The following is a 19,376-nucleotide window of genomic DNA, read 5'->3' as shown; positions in this document are numbered from 1 at the left end:
ACAAATCGAGACAAAATGGACACCCAGATCCCCGACTATCAACCCAGTGTACTGGAGCAGCAGGCTCAGAGTTTCTGGGATAAAAATCAGTGTTTCAAAGCCATCGAAGATGCCAGCCGCGAAAAATACTACTGCCTGTCGATGTTCCCCTACCCCAGCGGCAAACTGCATATGGGGCATGTGCGCAACTACACCATCGGCGACGTGATCAGCCGTTTCCAGCGCCTGCAGGGTAAAAATGTCATGCAGCCAATGGGCTGGGATGCTTTTGGCCTGCCCGCAGAAAATGCTGCTATCAAAAACAAGGTGGCACCGGGCAAGTGGACTAAAGAAAACATTGCTTACATGCGTGGCCAGTTAAAAGCCCTGGGTTTTGCTTATGACTGGAGCCGTGAACTGGCGACTTGTGATGCCTCTTATTACAAGTGGGAACAGTGGTTTTTTGGCAAGCTGGTCGACAAGGGTCTGGTTTACAAAAAAAATGCCATGGTCAACTGGGATCCGGTGGATCAGACGGTACTGGCCAACGAGCAGGTTATTGATGGACGCGGCTGGCGTTCCGGTGCACTGGTGGAGCGCAAAGAAATCCCCCAGTGGTTCCTGAAAATCACCGATTATGCTGAAGAACTATTGGCTGATCTGGACAAGGTGGAATGGCCGGAACAGGTCAAAACCATGCAACGCAACTGGATTGGTAAATCCCGTGGTGTGGAAATGACCTTTGGACTGAAAGGCCAGGCTGCTGAGCTGATGCCTGAAGGTCTGGAAATTTACACCACCCGCCCAGACACCCTGTTTGGTGTGACCTATGTTGCTGTGGCTGCCGGTCATCCGCTGGCCAAAGCCGCTGCTGAAAACAACCCGGCACTGGCTGATTTTCTGGTGGAGTGCAGCAAGGGTGGTACTTCCGAAGCCGAACTAGCGGTGATGGAAAAGAAAGGCATGGCGACCGGCTTTAAAGCCGTACATCCCTTGTCTGGCCGTGAAATTCCTGTCTGGGTTGCCAACTTTGTATTGATGGAATACGGTACAGGTGCCGTGATGGCGGTTCCGGGGCACGACCAGCGCGACTGGGAATTTGCCACCAAATACAACATTGCCATTGAACAGGTGATTGAGCCAGTCAACGGTGAAGCCTGTGACATTACTCAAGCTGCTTTCACTGAAAAAGGCCGTCTGGTGCATTCTGCCCAGTATGACGGACTGGAGTTTGAAGCCGCTTTTAATGCCATCGCTGGTGAGCTGCAAAATCAGGGCAAGGGTCGGGTCAAAATTAACTTCCGCCTGCGCGACTGGGGTGTATCCCGTCAGCGCTACTGGGGCGCTCCGATTCCGGTGGAAAACGGCTCCAACGGCGAAACCCGTTCGGTGCGTGATGAAGACCTGCCCGTCGCCTTACCGCTGGATGTAGAGTTTGATGCCTCCGGTGGTTCACCGATCAAAAAAATGCCGGCCTTCTACGAGCTGGATAACGGTTGGCAGCGTGAAACCGATACCTTTGACACCTTTATGGAGTCCAGCTGGTATTACGCTCGTTTCTGCTCCAGCGACAACAACGAAGCCATGCTGGATGACCGCGCCAACTACTGGTTGCCGGTGGATATTTATATCGGTGGTATTGAACACGCCATCCTGCACCTGTTGTATTCGCGTTTTTTCCACAAACTGATGCGTGATTTTGGACTGGTCAACTCCGATGAACCCTTCAAGCGCCTGCTGACTCAAGGCATGGTGATTGCAGAAACCTTCTACCGTGATGCTCCCAACGGTGGCAAAGACTGGTTTAACCCAGCGGATGTCGAAGTTGAAAAAGACAGCAAAGGTCGCCCAGTCAGCGCCCGTCTGATCACTGACGGCCAGCCGGTGCAGATCGGTGGCATGGAAAAAATGGCCAAGTCCAAGAACAACGGTGTTGATCCTCAGTCGATGATTAACCTCTACGGTGCGGATACCGTGCGTCTGTTCATGATGTTTGCCTCCCCTCCCGATCAGTCGCTGGAATGGTCAGATTCTGGTGTGGAAGGTGCCAATCGTTACCTCAAGCGTTTGTGGCGACTGGTACACCAGCATCTGCTGGCTGGTCAACCCGGCACGCTGGATCTCAACCAGCTGACTGAAGAACAAAAAGACCTGCGCCGCAAAACCCACGAAACCATCAGCAAGGTTACGGATGACATGGCTCGCCGTGTCACCTTCAACACCGCCATTGCTGCCATGATGGAGCTGACCAATCAGCTGTCACGTTTTGATGATGTTGATCCACTCAGTCTGGCTGTAGCGCGTGAAGCTTATCAGGCACTGGTGGTGATGTTGTCACCCATCACACCACATATCTGCCACCAACTCTGGCAGGATCTGGGTCATACCGGCTCAGCCATTGATGCACCCTGGCCACAATTGGATGAATCTGCCCTGACGCGTGACACCATCGAAATGGGTGTTTCTATTAACGGCAAACCCCGTGCTCAGCTGCAACTGCCTGCGGATGCCGATCAGGCCACCATTGAGAAACTGGCACTGGCTGATGAAAAAGTGCAGAAACATCTGGAAGGCAAAACACTGCGTAAGGTGATTGTTGTGCCCGGCAAACTCATCAATCTGGTGATCGGTTAAATGAGTGGCTGGCTGAAACCACAGATCAGAATCAGTCTGGTACTGCTGCTGGTTGTACTGATCAGCGCCTGTGGTTTTCGCCTGCGCGGGTTCATTGAACTGCCTGCCGAGCTGCAACCTCTCTACATCACCAGTCAGGGTGGCGCCGGAAATCTGGCGGCTACCCTAAGCCGCCAGCTGCAACAATCCGGTGTACTGATCACTACCCAATCTGCAACCAGTCGTCTGAGACTGGAGTTACGAGACTTTGGTTCCAGTGAGCGTCAGGTGGTGTTTGGTAAGGTGGAGGAGTTTGAGTTAACCCTGCAGGTGAGCGCTGATGCCAGAGATCAACAGGGTGAACCGCTGTTCAGTGATGAAGTATTTATCACCCAGCGCCAGTACACCCGTGATGACAACCTACTGGCTCGTGACAGTCTACGTAATGAACTGCTACGCAGCATGGAAAATGACCTGATCCGCCAGCTGACTCTGAAGACTCAGGCACTGACCTATGAAAATCGCGTTCAATAAACTGCCCGACACCCTCAAAAAGAAACTGCCACAGGTCATCTGGCTGACCGGCGACGAACCCTTGCAGATGCAGGAAGCAGCGGACATGATTCGTGCCTGTGCACGTCAGCAGGGTGTGGAAGAACGTGAAGTTCACGATGTAGGTGCCCAGTTCCAGTGGAAACAACTGCTGGGTGCCACCGCCAGCCTGTCACTCTTTGGTGGCAGCAAACTACTGGAAGTGCGACTCGGCAGCAGCAAACCCGGCAAGGAAGGCAGTGAAGTCATCCAGCAGTTATGCCGTATGAGTGAGCAGGGTAATGACTGCCTGCTGTTCATCAGCAACAAACTGGATGCAGCACAGCAAAAAAGTGCCTGGATGAAAGCCGTGGAACAACATGGCTTGCTGGTACAAATTTGGCCGGTGGAAACCAGTCAGTTACCTCGCTGGATCAATGCTCGGCTTGCTAGTGCCGGTGTACAGGCTGATATGGATGCCACCAGCCTGCTGGCCGACAAGGTTGAAGGTAACCTGTTGGCCGCTGCCCAGGAAATTGAAAAGCTGCGTTTGTTTGTAGCACCGGGTGAGCGCCTGACGGCAGAAAAACTGCTGCTGTTGATCGAAGATGCCAGCCGTTACAGTCTGTTTGATCTGGCCGATGCTTGCCTGGAAGGCAAAACCTCCCGTGCTGTTAAGGTGTTGCGTGGGCTGGAAAGTGAAGGCAGTGAAGCACCGCTACTGCTGTGGGCACTCACCCGCGAAATCCGCCAGGTCAGCAGCCTGCTGCACCATCTGGATGCCGGTCGTCCCTTTGATACCGCTTGTCAGCAACTGCGCATCTGGGATAAACGCAAACCCATCTACCGTGCTGCCACCCAACATCTGAACAAAGCCAGCACTCACCAGCTGCTGCAACTGGCACACCAGTGTGATCAGGCCATCAAAGGTTCCGGTGAACCCTTGAATGACCTGTTACTGCAACTGGTGGTGCGGTTTTCTGGACTGAACACCCAGACGGCTTAACTGATTTTTTCGCCATGCGCCTGTTTGTCTGCATGGTACGACGACCTGACTAACGGGCCGGATGCGATGTGTTTAAAGCCCATTTTGTAACCTTCTTCAGCCAACCAGGCAAAGTCATCCGGTGTCACCCAGCGGTCTATTGGCAGGTGGTTTTTAGAGGGTTGCATGTATTGTCCCAGTGTCAGCATGTCGACATCATGGGCACGCAGATCCCGCATCACGTCCAGCACCTGCTCATTGGTTTCACCCACACCCAGCATCAGGCCGGATTTGGTTTTAACGTCCGGGCAAGCTGCTTTGTAGCGCTTCAGCAGATCCAGTGACCACTGGTAATCCGCACCGGGGCGTACTTTTTTGTACAGGCTGGGTACGGTTTCAAGATTGTGGTTAAACACATCCGGCGGTGTCTGACGCAGAATATCCACAGCCACATCCATACGACCACGGAAGTCCGGCACTAACACTTCAATTTCCAGTTTTGGCATACGCTGACGCAGTTCACTGATGCACTGGGCAAAGTGATCTGCACCACCATCCCGCAGGTCATCCCGATCCACCGAGGTAATAACTACGTATTTAAGTTTCATCTCAGCAATGGCTTCTGCCATTTCGCGAGGTTCATCCGCGTTGAGTGGGTTGGGTCTACCATGTGCCACATCACAGAAGGGACAACGACGGGTACAGATATCACCCATGATCATAAAAGTGGCGGTGCCGCCGTGAAAACACTCACCCAGATTCGGGCAGGAGGCTTCTTCACAAACCGTGTTCAGCTTATGACGGCGCAGAGTTTCCTTGATGCGGTTCACCTCCGGTGAGACATGCATCCGCACCCGCAACCATTCAGGTTTTTTTGGCAGGGTTTCAGTCGGAATAATTTTGACCGGAATACGATCCGTTTTGTCAGCGCCGCGCAGCTTTTCACCTTGTACTACTTTTTTTACCTGGGTATTTGCGCTCATGCCAACTCCTGCAAGGTGGTCGAATAGGTTACGTGTGTTACGCCCAGACGGCGTAAAAGAATGTTCAGTAAATCCTGTTGTGTCTTTTCAAATTGGGTTTCGGGCAACAGATCCAGCAGACGCACCACTCGCATTCCAGCATAACCACAGGGGTTAATGCGCAGAAAATCACCCAGCTCACAAGTGATATTAAAGCTTAAACCGTGAAAGCTGCAGCCTCGGCGGATTTTAAGGCCAAGCGCGGCTATTTTGGCACCATCCCACTGTCCACCACGGATGTAGACACCTGGTGCATCCGGTCGGGCATGGGCATCAATGCCCAGTGATGCCAGGTATTCAATCAGGCTTTCTTCAATCAGATTCACCAGATCCCGCACGCCATAACTGAGTCGGCGCACATCCAGCAACAGGTAAATAATCAGTTGTCCGGGGCCGTGCCAGGTCACCTGACCACCACGATCCACTTTAACCACAGGGATATCGCCCGGATTCAGCAGATGCTCCGCTTTACCAGCCTGTCCTTGGGTAAACACTGGTTCATGCTCCAGCACCCAGAGTTCATCCGGGGTGGTTGCATCACGTTGATTGGTGAAGGCCTGCATTTGGTGCCAGAGGGGTTCATAAGGCTGTCGCCCCAGCAATCGCACCACCAGAGGTGCTGACTCTGATGACATCAAAGAACCATCTGAACGCGGCCAGTTGCCTTTAATGCTTCATGCAAACTGGAGAGGTGCCCTGCACTTTGTGCTTCGATGGTGATACGCACGGACTGAAAACGTCCATTTTTGCTGTCCACCACAGAAACAGTTTCATGCAGGTAGCTGGTTTCTGATTCCACCAGTACATCCAGCACACAGGCCTTAAAATCCGGTGCGGCCTCACCCATCACCTTGATGGGAAAGTGGCAAGGAAATTCGATTTTGGGTGGGTTGTCATTCGGATTGTTTGGAGCTTGTTGCATGGCGACACCATAAAACTGAGTAATTTTGTCAATTATAGCCGGTTCAGGCTGCAAGTACAGCCTGAATCCAGCAGTCGATCAGCGGAACAATTCTGTGAAAAACAACAGCAGGCTATGCCACAGGCGCTTAAAGAAACCGGCTTCATCCAGGTTTTCCAGTGCAACCAGTTGTTGCTCTGTTATCAGCTCATCACCCAGCTTAACCTTTAAAACACCAAGCCGGTCACCGGCACGTATAGGGGCTTTGATCACATCATTGATCTGCAATTCGGCTCGCAATGCTGACTGCTGTCCACGGGGAATAGTGGCAAACACTTCTTCGGTCACACCCAGCTTGATATTATCTCTAACGCCCTGCCACACCCTGGCATTATCCAGCACCTGATATTGTTCATACAGGCGTGCTGTTTCAAAATAACGGAAGCCGTAACTCAGCAGCTTCTGGCTTTCCTGCGCCCGCCCTTCTTCACTGCGTGCACCCATCACTACTGAAATCAGACGCATGTCATTACGCACGGCTGAGGCGGCCAGGCAATATCCCGCTTCATTAGTATGGCCGGTTTTTAATCCATCCACTGTTGAATCGCGCCATAACAAACGATTACGATTGGATTGGCTGATGTTGTTGTAGGTGAACTCACGCTCGGAATAAAGGGAGTAGTGATCGGGATAATGAATGATCTTGTTCTGTGACAGAATAGCCATATCCCGTGCAGAACTGTAGTGGTTATCTTCCGGCAGGCCAGTGGAGTTTCTGAAGTTGGTATTATCCATGCCCATGGAGCGAGCATGTTGATTCATCAGGTCAGCAAAAGCAGCCTCACTACCAGCCAGATACTCAGCAACAGCGACCGAGGCATCATTCCCAGACTGAATGATGACGCCTTTTAGCAGGTCTTCGATGGATACAAAAGTGCCTTCCTGAATAAACATCCGCGATCCGGGCATACGCCAGGCTTTTTCACTGACCCGCACCATGTCATCCAACTGTACATTACCCCGTTTGATTTCATACTCCAGCAGGTAGCTGGTCATCATTTTGGTTAGGCTGGCAGGGGGTAATTGCTCGTCAGCTCGGTGCTCAGCAATGATTTTTCCACTATGAGCATCCATCAGCACCCAAGACGTTGCTGCAATCTGAGGAGGGGCAGGTATCATCACCTGTGCCTGGGCAGACAAGGATAAAAACAGGACAAGGAATAAAAATGGAATGTATAACCTGATCTGACGCTGGTTCTGCTGGTTTTGACCACAAATAAAAGACATCTGGTTGTTCAACCTCGTTGATGTTTATCAGCTTCTAAAGCCGTTATAAATGACAAAAGTTACTGGCGTACCAAAATGGGACGCCCAAGATCTGTAGCCTCAAGCTGCTGGATGGCAGTTTGAACGGAAGCCCCTTGCAGTGGACCAACCTGAACGCGATAGAGGCTGCTACTGCCTGAATCCTGCAATACCCGAACCGGAGCTTGAGTCAGGTCCTGTACTCTTTGCTGTAATCGCTGGGCAGCCTGAGCATTACCCAGAGCAGCCACCTGCAGAAAAACATTATCAGCCTGACGGGTTGATGCCATGACCGGTGATGGATTACTGCGTCGTTTATTCTGAGCCTGCCACTGCACTGGATCTATGGCTTCAATACGCACCCTTGCTGTTCCGGTTTTTAGCATATCCAGTCGATGAGCTGCGGCATAAGACAAATCTATTACACGATTCCCAACAAAAGGGCCGCGATCATTCACTCTGACAATGACCTGGCGATTATTATCCAGATTGGTCACTCTGACATACGTCGGCAGTGGCAGACGAGTATGTGCAGCTGTCATGGCGTACATGTCGTAGATTTCACCATTGGAGGTCTGATGCCCATGAAATTTACTGCCATACCAGGAGGCTATCCCTGTCTGGGTAAATCCCCGACTGGACTCCATCACTCGGTAAGTCTGCCCAAACACCACATAAATGGGTGCGTTGCCCCCCCGGCTTTTAGGCTCAGGGATTGGCACTGCATCAGGTACACGTGAGACATCAGGTGGATTCACCGGCTTGCTGTCAATACGCTGGGTGTATCGCCCACCACCAGAACTTACAATCTTGTCCTGCAGGGTATAACCACCACCGCTGCCTGGGCTGTGGGCACCAAAAACCCCACCGCCACCACCCACAGAGCAGCCACTGAGCAGCGCAGCAAAAGGTAATAACCACAAAATGGGCATTAAAGAGCGAGCATGCATGGGTTAGTTCCGTAAAGCCTCGGCAAGTTCTGTAACCGCAAGGGCGTACATTCTGCTGTGATTATAACGGGTAATCACGTAAAAGTTCTGTAATCCCAGCAAATGCAACTCACCATCCTTTAATGCAAAAGCCATCGGCAAGACCTTGGTTTCCAGTGGCAGTTTTTTCTCAGGCACAATACCTGCAGCTTGCAAATCAGCCAGGGACTGCAGATTAAATCGGTTGATACGTAATTCCGGTAGTTCACTGGTATTTTTTAGCTGTGCTGTCATCACTACCGGCTGCCCGAATTGCCAGCCGTGAGCTTTGAAATAACTAGCTACAGACCCTATGGCATCCACCGGATTGGTCCAGATATCAGCAAAGCCGTCACCATCGAAATCCACGGCAAAATCACGATAACTGGTGGGAATGAATTGTGGATAGCCCATTGCGCCTGCATAAGACCCCATCGGTACACGAGGGTTCAAACCATAACGGTTGGACAGATTAAGAAACTCGATCAGCTGACGGCGGAAAAATGGAGCACGCGGCGGGTAATCAAAAGTCAGGGTGGCCAAAGCATCAATAACACGATGCCGACCTTTATTACGACCATAAAAGGTTTCAACCCCGATAATGGAGGTAATAATTTCCGGTGATACACCATATTCCTGCTCGGCGCGTTGCAAAGCATCGGCATATTGTTCCATAAACTTTTTGCCGGCATTGATCCGCTGCGTTGTGACAAATATGTCACGGTATTCGTGCCACTCCAGCACCCGCTCGGCAGGACGCGCTATCAGATCCAGAATATCCTGTCGCTTTTGTGTGTCACTGAACAGCTTTTGTAGCTGATCTCGCTCCAGCCCCTGATCTCGTACCATTTCTTCAATAAAGTCAGCAACATCCTGTCTTTTTGCAGGGTCATAAAGACTGGCGACAGCAAAGGTTGAAGCAAACAGGCTCAGTAGCATCAGCCCCATAAAACGCATCAAGATCATCTGAACCCCCTGAGCCAGTTACTTATTGAGCAGGCTCTTTTGTGTATGTATCGACATAAGAATACCAAAACCAGCCATTAACGTCAGGCTGGATGTGCCTCCAAAGCTAACAAGCGGTAACGGAACACCAACAACCGGTAATAATCCGCTCACCATGCCTATGTTAACAAAAACATACACAAAAAAAGTTAATATTACTGCTGAAGCCATCAAGCGACTGAAAGTTCCATCAACCGACATGGCAATCAACATGCCTCTCCAGATGATGAAAAAGTAAAGCAACAACAGCAGGGTGACACCCACCAGACCAGTTTCTTCAGCCAGCACCGCAATAATAAAATCGGTGTGCCGCTCCGGTAAAAACTCCAGGCGTGACTGAGTGCCCTGTAACCAACCCTTGCCTTCCAGTCCCCCGGAACCTATAGCTGTTTTGGACTGGATAATATTCCATCCAGTTCCCAGCGGATCACGCTCAGGATTCAAAAAGGTTAACACGCGGTTTTTTTGATAATCCTGCATCATCCACCAAAGCCCTGGCAGAGCAGCTGTAGCCAGTGCCAAAAAAGCAAAGATCAGTTTCCAGCTCAGACCCGCCAAAAACAGTACCACCAGACCAGCTGCCGCCACCAGCACAGAGGTTCCAAGATCTGGCTGGTTAGCAATGAGCAGCACCGGCACCACCAGCAGCGCTGCAGCAATAAACAGATGTTTCCAGCCCGGCGGCAGGTGCCTCTGGGACAGATAAGATGCCAGCATTAAAGGCAACACCAGTTTCATCAGCTCAGATGGCTGAAAACGCACTGGCCCCAGTACCAGCCAGCGTTGTGCACCCTTGGCATCGGTTCCCAGTACCAACACCGCCAACAATAGAATTAATGTGATGGCATAAGCGACAGGCGCCCAGCGTTTCATATAACGTGGCGGCACCTGTGCCACCATTATCATTACCAGTAATGCCAGTGCAAAACGGTATCCCTGAGCCAGGGTGATATCCATATTGCCACCGGAGGCACTGTATAACACCAGCAGACCAACACCCATCAACATCAGTAGAGCCAGCAACAGCAAACCATCCAAATGAATACGGGTCAGCAGGTTTTCTTTACGCTTCAGGTGGTATTGTGCGCCGGGCAGGTGCCACTGAAAATCACGGGGCATGGGGTTTCTCCAGTTGAGCCAGACGTTCAGGAGTGAGATGCAGGTCAAAGATCTGGCGGGCAACGGGTGCCGCAACCTGGCTGCCACCCCCGGAATTTTCTATGATCAGCGCCAGAGCAATCTGTGGATTTTCAGCCGGCGCAAACCCCATGTAAATGGCATGATCACGCAGATGTTCCGGCAGATCTCCCCTGGGGCTTTCCTCATCCTGACTGAGACTGAAAACCTGAGCTGTTCCCGTTTTGCCTGCAATTCGATACCTCGCTCCCTGACCTGATGCACGAGCAGTTCCTTCCCGGCCATGCATAACATCAACCATGCCTTTGAATATGTAAGGCCAGTTTTCCGGGTCCTTTAGTTCGATATTGTCCTTGCTGATTTGCGGCAGTTGTACGCGGTTTTCCGGCTCGGACTTTTGCAGGAAACGCGGTGCAATCCACTCCCCTTTGTTGGCAAGTACCGCCGTGGCTGTGGCTAACTGCAAGGGTGTAGTCAACCAATACCCCTGGCCAATACCGGTGCTGAGAGTTTCGCCCGGAAACCAGGGTTGGCGCTGGGTGGCACGTTTCCATTCGCGACTAGGCATCAAGCCTTCTCGTGCACCATGCACATCCAGCGCGGTTCGTTCACCAAAACCAAACTGCTGCATATAAGCAGAAATTTCATCAATCCCCAGATTAAATGCCAGATTATAAAAAAAGGTATTGTTGGAAACGGCAATGGAGCGGCTCAGATCAACCACCCCATGGCCCTGACGCCGCCAGTTGCGATAAAGACGATCATCATTGGGTAACTGGTAAAAACCGGGGTCAAAAATTTCGGTTTCGCGGGTGATAGTCCCCTGCTCCAGTGCAGCAAGACCCAGAAAAGGTTTGATGGTGGAACCCGGTGCATACTGCCCACGGCTGGCTCGATCAAACAAAGGCAATTGGGTATCCCGGCGCAGCCGCTCAAATGAATGGGAGTCCAGTGCGCCGATAAAAGCATTAGGGTCATATCCGGGTGTGCTGACCAGCGCCAGAATGCCCCCTGTTGCAGGTTCGATGGCAACCAGCGCGGCACGGTGGTTTTGCAGCAGCTGGTAAGCCGCCTGCTGCAGGGCTGCATCGAGATGCAAGGTTAGATCCACACCGGGACTGGGTGGTTCGGAATCCACCACACGGATCACTCGACCACGGGCATTGGTTTCGACCCGGCGATAACCCACCTGCCCGTGCAGCTGGTCTTCATAAAAACGTTCAATGCCTGTTTTGCCGATATAGTGAGTGCCACTGTACGCACGGCGATCCAGTGTCTCCATGTCTTCTTCACTGATACGCCCCACATAACCCAACGCATGAGACATGGCCAATCCACCGGGATAATGGCGCAGCAACTGGGCGGAAACCTCCACACCCGGAAGCAGATGCCGGTTGACCGAAACTCGTGCAATCTGTTCTTCCGTCAACTGATCAACCAGCAGTGCTGGTTCAAATGGGCGGCGGCGCTGACGGCTGCGTTCAGTCAAAGCGGCTTCACAGGCTTCGTCCATCTCCAGTATCTGGCAGATGCGCCGAATCACCAGGCCAACATCACCCGCCAGCTCACGCGTCAGTGTCAAACTGTGGCTAGGAAGGTTTTCTGCCAGCAGCTGCCCGTGACGGTCATAAATCAGACCACGAGTGGGTGGCATGGCTTCCACCGTGGTTCGATTACGCTCCGACCGACTGACATGCAGGTCATATTGAAACACCTGCAGGTAGGCCATGCGAACCAGCAATACAGCCAACAGCAACATCGCCAACAGCAACAACAGGCGTGCCCGGAACTGAAAAATCCGACCTTCCTTTAATGGGTCTTTGATCTGGCGACGAAATTCCATCGTGACATCTCAGCGGTGGTAGGGATGGCCGGACAAGAGTGTCCAGGCTCGATACAGCTGTTCAGCAAGCAAAACCCGAACCAGTGGATGTGGCAAGGTCAGGCCGGATAATGACCAGCGCTGCTCTGCTTTTTGCAGGCAGGCATCCGACAAACCATCCGGCCCACCAATCAACAGTGCAATATCTCGTCCTTCCATACGCCATGCTGCCGCTTCTTCCGCCAGTTTTTCGCTGCTCCAGGATTTGCCAAGCACATCTAGCGCAATGACTTTTTCTTTGCCTTTAATTCTAGCCAGCAAGGCATCCGACTCCTGCGCCAGGGCTTTTTTCAGATCACTGCCTGGCCGTCTGGCACCCAGCGGAATTTCTTCAAATTCCACCCGAAAATCAGGCGGCAGGCGCTTGGTGTATTCACTCACACCCTGTTCCACCCAGCTGGGCATTTTTTGGCCTACTGCCAGAATCCGTATTTTCAAAACTCAGGCCTGATGTATTGCGGGGGTGGCAAAAGCCCCCCAGAGTTTTTCCAACTCGTAAAACTCTCGGGTCTGCGGCTGCATGATATGCACCACCACATCACCCAGATCCACCAGCACCCACTCACCAGTATCCTTCCCTTCAATACCCAGTACCGACACACCCTGCTGTCTCATTTCATCCACCAGATGTTGAGCCAAGGCAGCAACCTGCCGTGAAGATGTACCACTGGCAATGACCATGTAATCAGTCACACTGGTTGCACCGGCAACATCCAACACCACTACATCTTTTGCCTTCAGGTCATCCAGTGCTGTTAGTACCCGCTGTTTCATTTCTTCAAGCTGCATTGTTACTCCATGGAGTTTTGAGTGCCACCAGCCAATCAGGGTTGATACAGCTGGTTGGTACGGATAAATTCAATGACGGTGTCCGGCAGCAGATAACGAGCTGAAGCCTGCTGACCCAGCAAGCGCCGGATGTAGGTTGCTGATACCTGCATGGCACTGGGCAAACTCAGGCGCAGAATTCGACCTGCCGGAGTGGCATTCAGTTGTTCACCGGGTTTCAGCTCATGTTGTTGTAATAGTTGCAACAGCTCCGGACTGGCCTCATGCATCTGTCCAGGTCGCGCCACAACAATCAGGTGCGCCAGCTCCAGTAGGCTTTCACGGCGAGACCATTGAGGCAAACCCAGAAAAGCATCCCAACCAAGCACCATGGCTAAAGGCTGTAAGCTGCCATACTCCTCGCGCAGACTCAATAGGGTATCTGCTGACCAGGATGGTCCTTCGCGTTGCAACTCTCGGTCATCAGCAATCAGCAAGGGTTCATTGGCAGTCGCCAGTTGCAACATAGCAAGACGCTGAGCCCCACTGGCACCCGGCTGATCGCGATGCGGAGGAAGCTGACAGGCAATCAGATGCACCCGACTCACGGGTAACACCTGAGTCAGCTCCAGCGCACTGCGCAGATGACCATGATGCACCGGATCAAAGGTTCCACCATACATCAAAACCAGTGAGCTTTTCATGCCGTGATCCCGCTGGTCACTGGCGGATGTGTCCATCACCCAACACGATGTATTTCTGCGAGGTCAGGCCTTCCAGCCCCACCGGACCACGAGCATGAATTTTGTCGGTGGAGATGCCAATTTCTGCACCCAGCCCATATTCAAACCCATCTGCAAAACGAGTGGATGCGTTCACCATCACTGAACTGGAATCAACCTCTGCCAGAAACCGCCGTGCACGAGTGAAGTTTTCCGTGACGATGGCATCCGTGTGGTGAGAACCATAAACATTAATATGGCTGATGGCATCAGCCAGCGAATCAACAATTTTGATCGCCAGCACCGGAGCCAGATACTCGGTAGTCCAGTCGGAATCAATGGCAGCCAGCATATCTGCAGCAAAAAGTCTGGAGCGGGCACAACCGCGCAGCTCCACACCCTTGTCTTTATAAGCAGCAGCCAAGGCAGGCAACAGGCTGGCCGCACGACTTTCGTGGATCAGCAGGGTTTCCATGGTATTACAGGTGCCATAACGATGAGTTTTGGCATTGATGGCTATAGCCAGCGCCTTGTTGTGGTCAGCGTCCTGATCCAGATAAACATGGCAGACACCATCCAGGTGTTTGATCACTGGAATGCGTGCATCAACTGAAATGCGCTCAATCAGACCCTTGCCGCCTCTGGGCACCAGCACGTCAATATATTCACTGAGGGTAATCATTTGACCCACCGCTTCACGGTCGGTGGTTTCCACCACCTGCACAGCGGTTTCCGGCAATCCGGCGGCTTTTAAACCCTGCATCAGACAACGGGCAATCGCCTGATTGGAACGGATGGCCTCAGAACCACCACGCAGAATCGCAGCATTACCAGACTTAAGACACAGACTAGCGGCCTCAGCAGTGACATTGGGGCGGGATTCATAAATGATACCAATCACACCCAGTGGCACTCGCATGCGTCCTACCTGGATGCCGCTGGGTCGAAAATTCATATCGGTGATTTCACCAATCGGATCTGGCAGAGCTGCGACCTGACGCAAGCCTTCAATCATGGCATCAATACGTGCAGGTGTTAGTTCCAGACGATCCAACAGTGCCGCATCCAGTTGCCGTGCTGCACCGGCCTTCATGTCTTCAGCATTGGCCTCCAGCAACTCATCACGGTTGGCATCCAGCTCATTGGCAGTCGCCAGCAGTGCGGCATTTTTAACACGGGTTGCTGCCCGCGCCAGATGTCTGGACGCATCACGTGCTTGACGCCCCAAAGTTTGCATATATTCAGCAATATTCATTTTTTATGCTCTTTATCGATCTATCCAGCTTTATCCAATACATAAAGCCACTTTTTAAAGATGAATATTTTTCAGTTTTGTGAAGCTGCCGACATTATACGCAAGGCAAAAGCGTTACCCTAGCCTCTTGATCAATTCTGTCTACAACCCTGTTTCCTTACGGGTTAACATTGTGTTACAATACCGCCGCCAGGGGATGGTCAGGTCAGCCGGATTGGCAGTACGCTCAGATTTACAGCAGCAACGTACCAAGGCTGGGAGCACCGCTTAACGGTGTGAGAATTTAAACTTAGGGTTTTACCAGCTTATGGGACTATTCGAGTCCATACGCACGCTCACTTGGTGCCAGCTACTTGCCAGCAGTCTTTTTCTGCTGCTCAGTGCCTGGCATTTTCATGATGGGAGCCATATGACTGCCAGCCTGTATCTGGCTGGTGCATTGCTTGTTGCGCTTTTTATTCTCCCACACCAGCTCATCAACAAACACACCCATCTTCGCATCAGCGTTTTTGTTTTTACTCTTTACACCCTGCTTTCTTTGCTGCTGTTATTAGAATCTCAACACCTGCAATCACAAATTTATCTAAGCCTGCATCTTCTTTATCCTTTTTTAGCTTTTGCGCTGCTGCCCTTCCGGATTGGGCTGGGTTTTGTAGTCATCTTTGCAGCCAGTGCCAACCTATTGTTGATGCTGCAACTGGAAGGTGCCTTTCGTGCTGCTTTTCTCACTGCTTTCTGGCTGGTGATACTGCTCACTTCGATTTACAGCTTTACGCATCATCTGCGTCAGCAAAAAATACAGGATCAACTCAACCGAGATCCGCGCACCCAACTGCTGAATTACCAACAGCTACTCGCCGACTTGCACAAGGAGCTGGAGCGCGCCCAGCGTGAACAGACTTTTTTGGGTCTGATCTGCCTTTGCCAGCCACAGGGTGTTTTTTTTGATCTGAGCAGTAGTAATCAACTGGCTGTTGAGTTTTCTATATTTGAGGGTTTGTATCTGGCTGAAGAGCATCAAATTTTTGCTCTGATCCCGCTAGCCTCAACAGAACAGCTGAATACCCGGATCAAACAATTACAAACTGCTTTGCCTCACCTTACAATTCGTGGGCACCGCTGCATGCAGGAACTCAGCGCAGAAGAAAACCTGCGATCTACCTGTGCGGCGGAGGCAAGTGCATGAGAAAGGAGTTCAGCCAGCAGCTGAGAAAAGTCACCGCAGCACTCTATGCAGCGATCGGTTGTGGATTGGCGCTGCTTGCCACACAGGTTTATCTGTCCGGTTATTATGAAGCCATTTTACTGCCTGCACTGCTGACACCCATTTTTCTGGGACTAGCCTTGTGGCGCTGGCAGGTCTCAACCCAATTCAGGCATGATCCCGCAGCGATTATTGCACTATTCTGCCTTGGTGTTTTCCTGCTGCTGCAACCAGAAAGCCTGATTGATTTTGCCCAGTGGCATTTTATCGGCCTGCTGTATCCGCTGATTGCCTTTTACCTGCTGCCCAACTCCACTTCTCTGGCTTTTAGTTTGCTGTTACTGGCCGGTGCGCTTAATCTACGCCTGCAATCCTACTCCGCCGAACAAATGCTGCTTTTTATTGCCCACTACCTACTACTGACCAGTGCAGCCTGGTTATATGGTATTCATAACCGCTCCAGAACCTCACAACTGGAACAACTGATAGGACAGGATTTCGTCACTGGATTTTTTAACGGGCGTCATCTGTACACCCGCATTCACGCAGAAGTCAGTCGTTCCAGAACCACCCAGAAACCCCTGGCATTACTGCTGGTTGAATTGCATCAGTATCCAGAGATACTGGAAGAGCTGGGTCAAAGATCGGCCAACAGTTTTATTCGCGAAGCCAGCCACATCAACCGTCAGAATTGCCGGGCAGGTGATGAAGCCTACCGTTATGACGAACAAACCCTGCTGTTATTGCTGCCCAACACCACCATCAACGGTGCACTTGTACTACGCGCCCGCCTTTATCAGCAACTGCTGCGCGAGCTGGTTTGTGATGCCGGCCCTCTGGATATCACCATCACCCCGCTGGTTTTACAACCCGCTGAAGCTGCTGAAAGCTTCTGGAAGCGTATTGGTGATAGCTGTTACCACTCTCTCAGTGAACGCGTGGAAGACAATCTGGAAAACTCGGATTTAAAGCGCTGATTCACCCCAGCGCTGAATCAACTGCTGATCCAGACCCAGGTGATCCAACACCCTCGCCACCACAAAATCCACCAGATCCTCCACCCGCCTGGGCTGATGATAAAATCCGGGGCTGGCGGGCATCATCACGGCTCCCATCCGGGTCAAAGTCAGCATATGCTCCAGATGCACCTGATGCAGCGGCATTTCCCGCGTCACCAGAATCAACTGACGCCGCTCTTTTAAAGCCACATCCCCTGCCCGTTCAATCAGATTATTACTGGCTCCCGTTGCCAAAGCCGACAGGGTGCCAGCGGAACAGGGACAAATCACCATACTGGATGCAGCACCTGAGCCCGAAGCCGCCGGTGCAAACCAGTCTTCCCGCCCATAAGCCTGTACCCGTCCCGGCAAGTGCTCATAACGCTGCAGCAAGGTGGCCGTCAGTTTTTCAGCATTGGCAGGCAGGCTGATATCACTTTCCGTTTCTATTACCAGATGAGCGGCCTTGGAAATCATCAGATCCACCGCACAGCCCTGCGCCAGCAAACATTCCAGCAAACGCAAACCATACTGCACACCCGATGCTCCAGTCAGCGCCAGAGTCACGCGTTGATCGGTTGATTTCATACATCATCCTTTTCTGCAGCCTTATGTTGCAGCGCCTGTACCAGTTGCTGATGCAGGCCACCAAAACTGCCATTACTCATCAGCACCAGCTGATCGCCCGGTTGCACCCAGTCAATCAGTGCCTGTTTTAACTTCAACAAATCAGTGAAGTTTTGCCCACAATTCAGATCATCAGGTGACCACTCCATCTGGGGCGACTGATACCAGAACACCTGATCAGCAGCAGCAACACTTTGTGGCAGCACATCCCGCAGGGTACCCAGCTTCATGGTGTTGGATCTTGGTTCAATCACGGCAAGCAACCGTCCGCTGCAGGATGGACGAGCACCTTCCAGCGTGGTGGCAATGGCGGTGGGGTGATGGGCAAAATCATCATAAATTTTCACGCCCTGCACTTCTGCCAGCAACTCCATCCGGCGCTTTACACCTTTAAAACCTGCCAGTGAGTCCAGCGCCTTGCGTGGCTCCACACCGACATGACGCGCTGCGGCCAGTGCAGCCAGCGCATTAGCCAGGTTATGATCTCCAGTCATTGACCAGCGCACTTCACCCAGACATTCATCCTGCAGATACACCCTGAAAGCAGAGCCATCCGGCTGCAATTTTTCTGCTCGCCAGTCGCTCCCTGTTGCATCCAGAGTGGTGGATTCTTTTTCGCTCCAGCAACCTTTATCCAGCACTGCTTTCAGGGCTGTATCACTGGCTGGATAAATCACTCGCCCCTGTCTGGGTAATAACCGCATCAAATGATGAAACTGGGTTTGAATCGCTGCCAGATCAGGGAAAATATCCGCATGATCGTATTCAAGGTTGTTCAGAATCAGGGTGCGCGGGCTGTAGTGGACAAACTTGGAGCGCTTGTCAAAAAAAGCCGTATCATATTCATCCGCTTCTATCACAAAAAAAGGTGTGGCACCCAATCGCGCCGGCACACCAAAGTTACCCGGCACACCACCGATCAGAAAACCCGGTGCCAGGCCGGCATCTTCCAGCAACCAGGCCAGCAGGCTTGCAGTGGTGGTTTTGCCGTGGGTGCCAGCAACAGCCAGCACCCAGCGCGGTGGCTGTTCACTGCCACGCAACAGATGATCGTGCAACCATTGTGGCCCGGAGGTAAATGGCAGGTCTGATTCAAGCAGTGCTTCTACGCAGGGCAGACCACGGCGCATCACATTACCCACCACCACCAGATCCGGCTTAAAGTCTGCAGGTGAATAATCAAAACCCTCATGCAGCTGAATACCCGCTGCCTGCAACTGGTCACTCATCGGTGGATAAACCTGCCGATCCGAACCACTGACCTGATGCCCCATCTCTCGCGCCAGAATCGCGAGGGAACCCATGAACGTGCCACAGATACCCAGAAAATGCAGATGCATAAAAAACCATACCTCAGATAGTGTTGGGTTACCCAGCAGTGAACAAGGCTTTAAACCTATGCGTTTATTCGCTGCATTTTACACCAATGGTTCAGACAGTTTCATGATGCAATAGCACCGTAGTTGCAAAGCTC

Annotated in this window: 19 protein-coding genes; 5 read left to right on the top strand and 14 right to left on the bottom strand. The window is 52.0% G+C overall.

Annotation, left to right across the window (positions count from 1 at the left end):
- Window positions 1-15: 15 nt before the first annotated feature.
- Genes leuS through holA form a run of 3 tightly spaced genes read left to right on the top strand, consistent with a single transcriptional unit; the run spans window position 16 to window position 4,129 of the window.
- Window positions 16-2,613, top strand: coding sequence for a leucine--tRNA ligase (gene leuS / locus IBX50_RS02760; RefSeq protein WP_292253118.1), 2,598 nt, complete (start codon window positions 16-18; stop codon window positions 2,611-2,613).
- Window positions 2,614-3,126 carry an LPS assembly lipoprotein LptE gene (gene lptE, locus IBX50_RS02755; protein WP_292253117.1) on the top strand — a complete coding sequence of 171 codons (513 nt, stop codon included), beginning with the start codon at window positions 2,614-2,616 and terminating at the stop codon, window positions 3,124-3,126.
- Window positions 3,107-4,129, top strand: coding sequence for a DNA polymerase III subunit delta (gene holA, locus IBX50_RS02750; protein ID WP_292253116.1), 1,023 nt, complete (start codon window positions 3,107-3,109; stop codon window positions 4,127-4,129). The genes lptE and holA overlap by 20 nt, the downstream gene beginning before the upstream one ends.
- Here holA and lipA read toward each other — a convergent pair.
- From lipA to IBX50_RS02690, 12 genes are all read right to left on the bottom strand, one after another.
- Window positions 4,126-5,091 (bottom strand): lipoyl synthase, encoded by a 966-nt coding sequence (gene lipA, locus IBX50_RS02745; protein ID WP_292253115.1) that lies wholly within the window; start codon window positions 5,089-5,091, stop codon window positions 4,126-4,128. The two genes, holA and lipA, sit on opposite strands and share 4 nt — an antisense overlap.
- Complete coding sequence (gene lipB, locus IBX50_RS02740) at window positions 5,088-5,765, bottom strand: lipoyl(octanoyl) transferase LipB (protein ID WP_292253113.1); 678 nt, start codon at window positions 5,763-5,765, stop codon at window positions 5,088-5,090. Before lipB ends, lipA begins: the two co-directional genes overlap by 4 nt.
- Window positions 5,765-6,052, bottom strand: coding sequence for a DUF493 domain-containing protein (locus IBX50_RS02735; protein ID WP_292253111.1), 288 nt, complete (start codon window positions 6,050-6,052; stop codon window positions 5,765-5,767). Before IBX50_RS02735 ends, lipB begins: the two co-directional genes overlap by 1 nt.
- Window positions 6,053-6,130: 78 nt before the next feature.
- On the bottom strand, window positions 6,131-7,210 hold the full coding sequence (locus IBX50_RS02730; protein ID WP_292253110.1) for a D-alanyl-D-alanine carboxypeptidase family protein: 1,080 nt from the start codon (window positions 7,208-7,210) through the stop codon (window positions 6,131-6,133).
- Between the two features lie 167 nt (window positions 7,211-7,377).
- Window positions 7,378-8,286, bottom strand: a complete 909-nt coding sequence (locus IBX50_RS02725) for a septal ring lytic transglycosylase RlpA family protein (RefSeq protein WP_292253108.1) — start codon at window positions 8,284-8,286, stop codon at window positions 7,378-7,380.
- Between the two features lie 3 nt (window positions 8,287-8,289).
- Window positions 8,290-9,270 (bottom strand): lytic murein transglycosylase B, encoded by a 981-nt coding sequence (gene mltB, locus IBX50_RS02720; protein ID WP_292253107.1) that lies wholly within the window; start codon window positions 9,268-9,270, stop codon window positions 8,290-8,292.
- 18 nt (window positions 9,271-9,288) lie between these two features.
- Window positions 9,289-10,428 carry a rod shape-determining protein RodA gene (gene rodA / locus IBX50_RS02715; protein WP_292253106.1) on the bottom strand — a complete coding sequence of 380 codons (1,140 nt, stop codon included), beginning with the start codon at window positions 10,426-10,428 and terminating at the stop codon, window positions 9,289-9,291.
- Window positions 10,418-12,289: a penicillin-binding protein 2 gene (gene mrdA, locus IBX50_RS02710; RefSeq protein ID WP_292253104.1), complete on the bottom strand. Its 1,872-nt coding sequence runs from the start codon at window positions 12,287-12,289 to the stop codon at window positions 10,418-10,420. The genes rodA and mrdA overlap by 11 nt, the downstream gene beginning before the upstream one ends.
- A 9-nt stretch (window positions 12,290-12,298) precedes the next feature.
- Window positions 12,299-12,766: a 23S rRNA (pseudouridine(1915)-N(3))-methyltransferase RlmH gene (gene rlmH, locus IBX50_RS02705; protein WP_292253103.1), complete on the bottom strand. Its 468-nt coding sequence runs from the start codon at window positions 12,764-12,766 to the stop codon at window positions 12,299-12,301.
- Window positions 12,767-12,769: 3 nt separating this feature from the next.
- Window positions 12,770-13,117, bottom strand: a complete 348-nt coding sequence (gene rsfS, locus IBX50_RS02700; RefSeq protein ID WP_292253101.1) for a ribosome silencing factor — start codon at window positions 13,115-13,117, stop codon at window positions 12,770-12,772.
- Between the two features lie 35 nt (window positions 13,118-13,152).
- Complete coding sequence (nadD, locus tag IBX50_RS02695) at window positions 13,153-13,800, bottom strand: nicotinate-nucleotide adenylyltransferase (RefSeq protein WP_292253099.1); 648 nt, start codon at window positions 13,798-13,800, stop codon at window positions 13,153-13,155.
- A 16-nt stretch (window positions 13,801-13,816) separates the two neighbouring features.
- Entirely contained in the window at window positions 13,817-15,073 is a 1,257-nt protein-coding gene (locus tag IBX50_RS02690; protein ID WP_292253098.1) for a glutamate-5-semialdehyde dehydrogenase, read from the bottom strand.
- Window positions 15,074-15,380: 307 nt separating this feature from the next.
- Between IBX50_RS02690 and IBX50_RS02685 the strand changes: the two genes are divergently transcribed.
- Together IBX50_RS02685 and IBX50_RS02680 are read left to right on the top strand one after the other, a co-directional pair.
- The gene (locus IBX50_RS02685) at window positions 15,381-16,259 is read left to right on the top strand and encodes a hypothetical protein (protein WP_292253097.1); all 879 of its coding nucleotides are present in this window, start codon (window positions 15,381-15,383) and stop codon (window positions 16,257-16,259) included.
- Window positions 16,256-17,254, top strand: a complete 999-nt coding sequence (locus IBX50_RS02680; protein ID WP_292253096.1) for a GGDEF domain-containing protein — start codon at window positions 16,256-16,258, stop codon at window positions 17,252-17,254. The genes IBX50_RS02685 and IBX50_RS02680 overlap by 4 nt, the downstream gene beginning before the upstream one ends.
- Here the strand turns inward: IBX50_RS02680 and IBX50_RS02675 are convergent.
- Both IBX50_RS02675 and mpl read right to left on the bottom strand, forming a co-directional pair.
- Window positions 17,243-17,863 (bottom strand): flavin prenyltransferase UbiX, encoded by a 621-nt coding sequence (locus tag IBX50_RS02675; RefSeq protein WP_292253095.1) that lies wholly within the window; start codon window positions 17,861-17,863, stop codon window positions 17,243-17,245. The two genes, IBX50_RS02680 and IBX50_RS02675, sit on opposite strands and share 12 nt — an antisense overlap.
- A complete protein-coding gene (gene mpl, locus IBX50_RS02670) occupies window positions 17,860-19,242 on the bottom strand; it encodes a UDP-N-acetylmuramate:L-alanyl-gamma-D-glutamyl-meso-diaminopimelate ligase (RefSeq protein WP_292253094.1) in 1,383 nt (460 codons plus the stop codon). The genes IBX50_RS02675 and mpl overlap by 4 nt, the downstream gene beginning before the upstream one ends.
- Window positions 19,243-19,376: the final 134 nt, after the last annotated feature.

It is taken from the genome of Marinospirillum sp. (assembly GCF_014859565.1).
Note: the sequence above shows the minus strand (reverse complement) of the source record. Positions and strands in the feature narration are given on the sequence as shown.

Coding starts and splice junctions, on each gene's coding strand:
- leuS (WP_292253118.1), top strand. CDS start 16: ATGGACACCCAGATCCCCGACTATCAACCCAGTGTACTGGAGCAGCAG.
- lptE (WP_292253117.1), top strand. CDS start 2,614: ATGAGTGGCTGGCTGAAACCACAGATCAGAATCAGTCTGGTACTGCTG.
- holA (WP_292253116.1), top strand. CDS start 3,107: ATGAAAATCGCGTTCAATAAACTGCCCGACACCCTCAAAAAGAAACTG.
- lipA (WP_292253115.1), bottom strand. CDS start 5,091: ATGAGCGCAAATACCCAGGTAAAAAAAGTAGTACAAGGTGAAAAGCTG.
- lipB (WP_292253113.1), bottom strand. CDS start 5,765: ATGTCATCAGAGTCAGCACCTCTGGTGGTGCGATTGCTGGGGCGACAG.
- IBX50_RS02735 (WP_292253111.1), bottom strand. CDS start 6,052: ATGCAACAAGCTCCAAACAATCCGAATGACAACCCACCCAAAATCGAA.
- IBX50_RS02730 (WP_292253110.1), bottom strand. CDS start 7,210: ATGATACCTGCCCCTCCTCAGATTGCAGCAACGTCTTGGGTGCTGATG.
- IBX50_RS02725 (WP_292253108.1), bottom strand. CDS start 8,286: ATGCATGCTCGCTCTTTAATGCCCATTTTGTGGTTATTACCTTTTGCT.
- mltB (WP_292253107.1), bottom strand. CDS start 9,270: ATGATCTTGATGCGTTTTATGGGGCTGATGCTACTGAGCCTGTTTGCT.
- rodA (WP_292253106.1), bottom strand. CDS start 10,428: ATGCCCCGTGATTTTCAGTGGCACCTGCCCGGCGCACAATACCACCTG.
- mrdA (WP_292253104.1), bottom strand. CDS start 12,289: ATGGAATTTCGTCGCCAGATCAAAGACCCATTAAAGGAAGGTCGGATT.
- rsfS (WP_292253101.1), bottom strand. CDS start 13,117: ATGCAGCTTGAAGAAATGAAACAGCGGGTACTAACAGCACTGGATGAC.
- nadD (WP_292253099.1), bottom strand. CDS start 13,800: ATGAAAAGCTCACTGGTTTTGATGTATGGTGGAACCTTTGATCCGGTG.
- IBX50_RS02690 (WP_292253098.1), bottom strand. CDS start 15,073: ATGAATATTGCTGAATATATGCAAACTTTGGGGCGTCAAGCACGTGAT.
- IBX50_RS02685 (WP_292253097.1), top strand. CDS start 15,381: ATGGGACTATTCGAGTCCATACGCACGCTCACTTGGTGCCAGCTACTT.
- IBX50_RS02680 (WP_292253096.1), top strand. CDS start 16,256: ATGAGAAAGGAGTTCAGCCAGCAGCTGAGAAAAGTCACCGCAGCACTC.
- IBX50_RS02675 (WP_292253095.1), bottom strand. CDS start 17,863: ATGAAATCAACCGATCAACGCGTGACTCTGGCGCTGACTGGAGCATCG.
- mpl (WP_292253094.1), bottom strand. CDS start 19,242: ATGCATCTGCATTTTCTGGGTATCTGTGGCACGTTCATGGGTTCCCTC.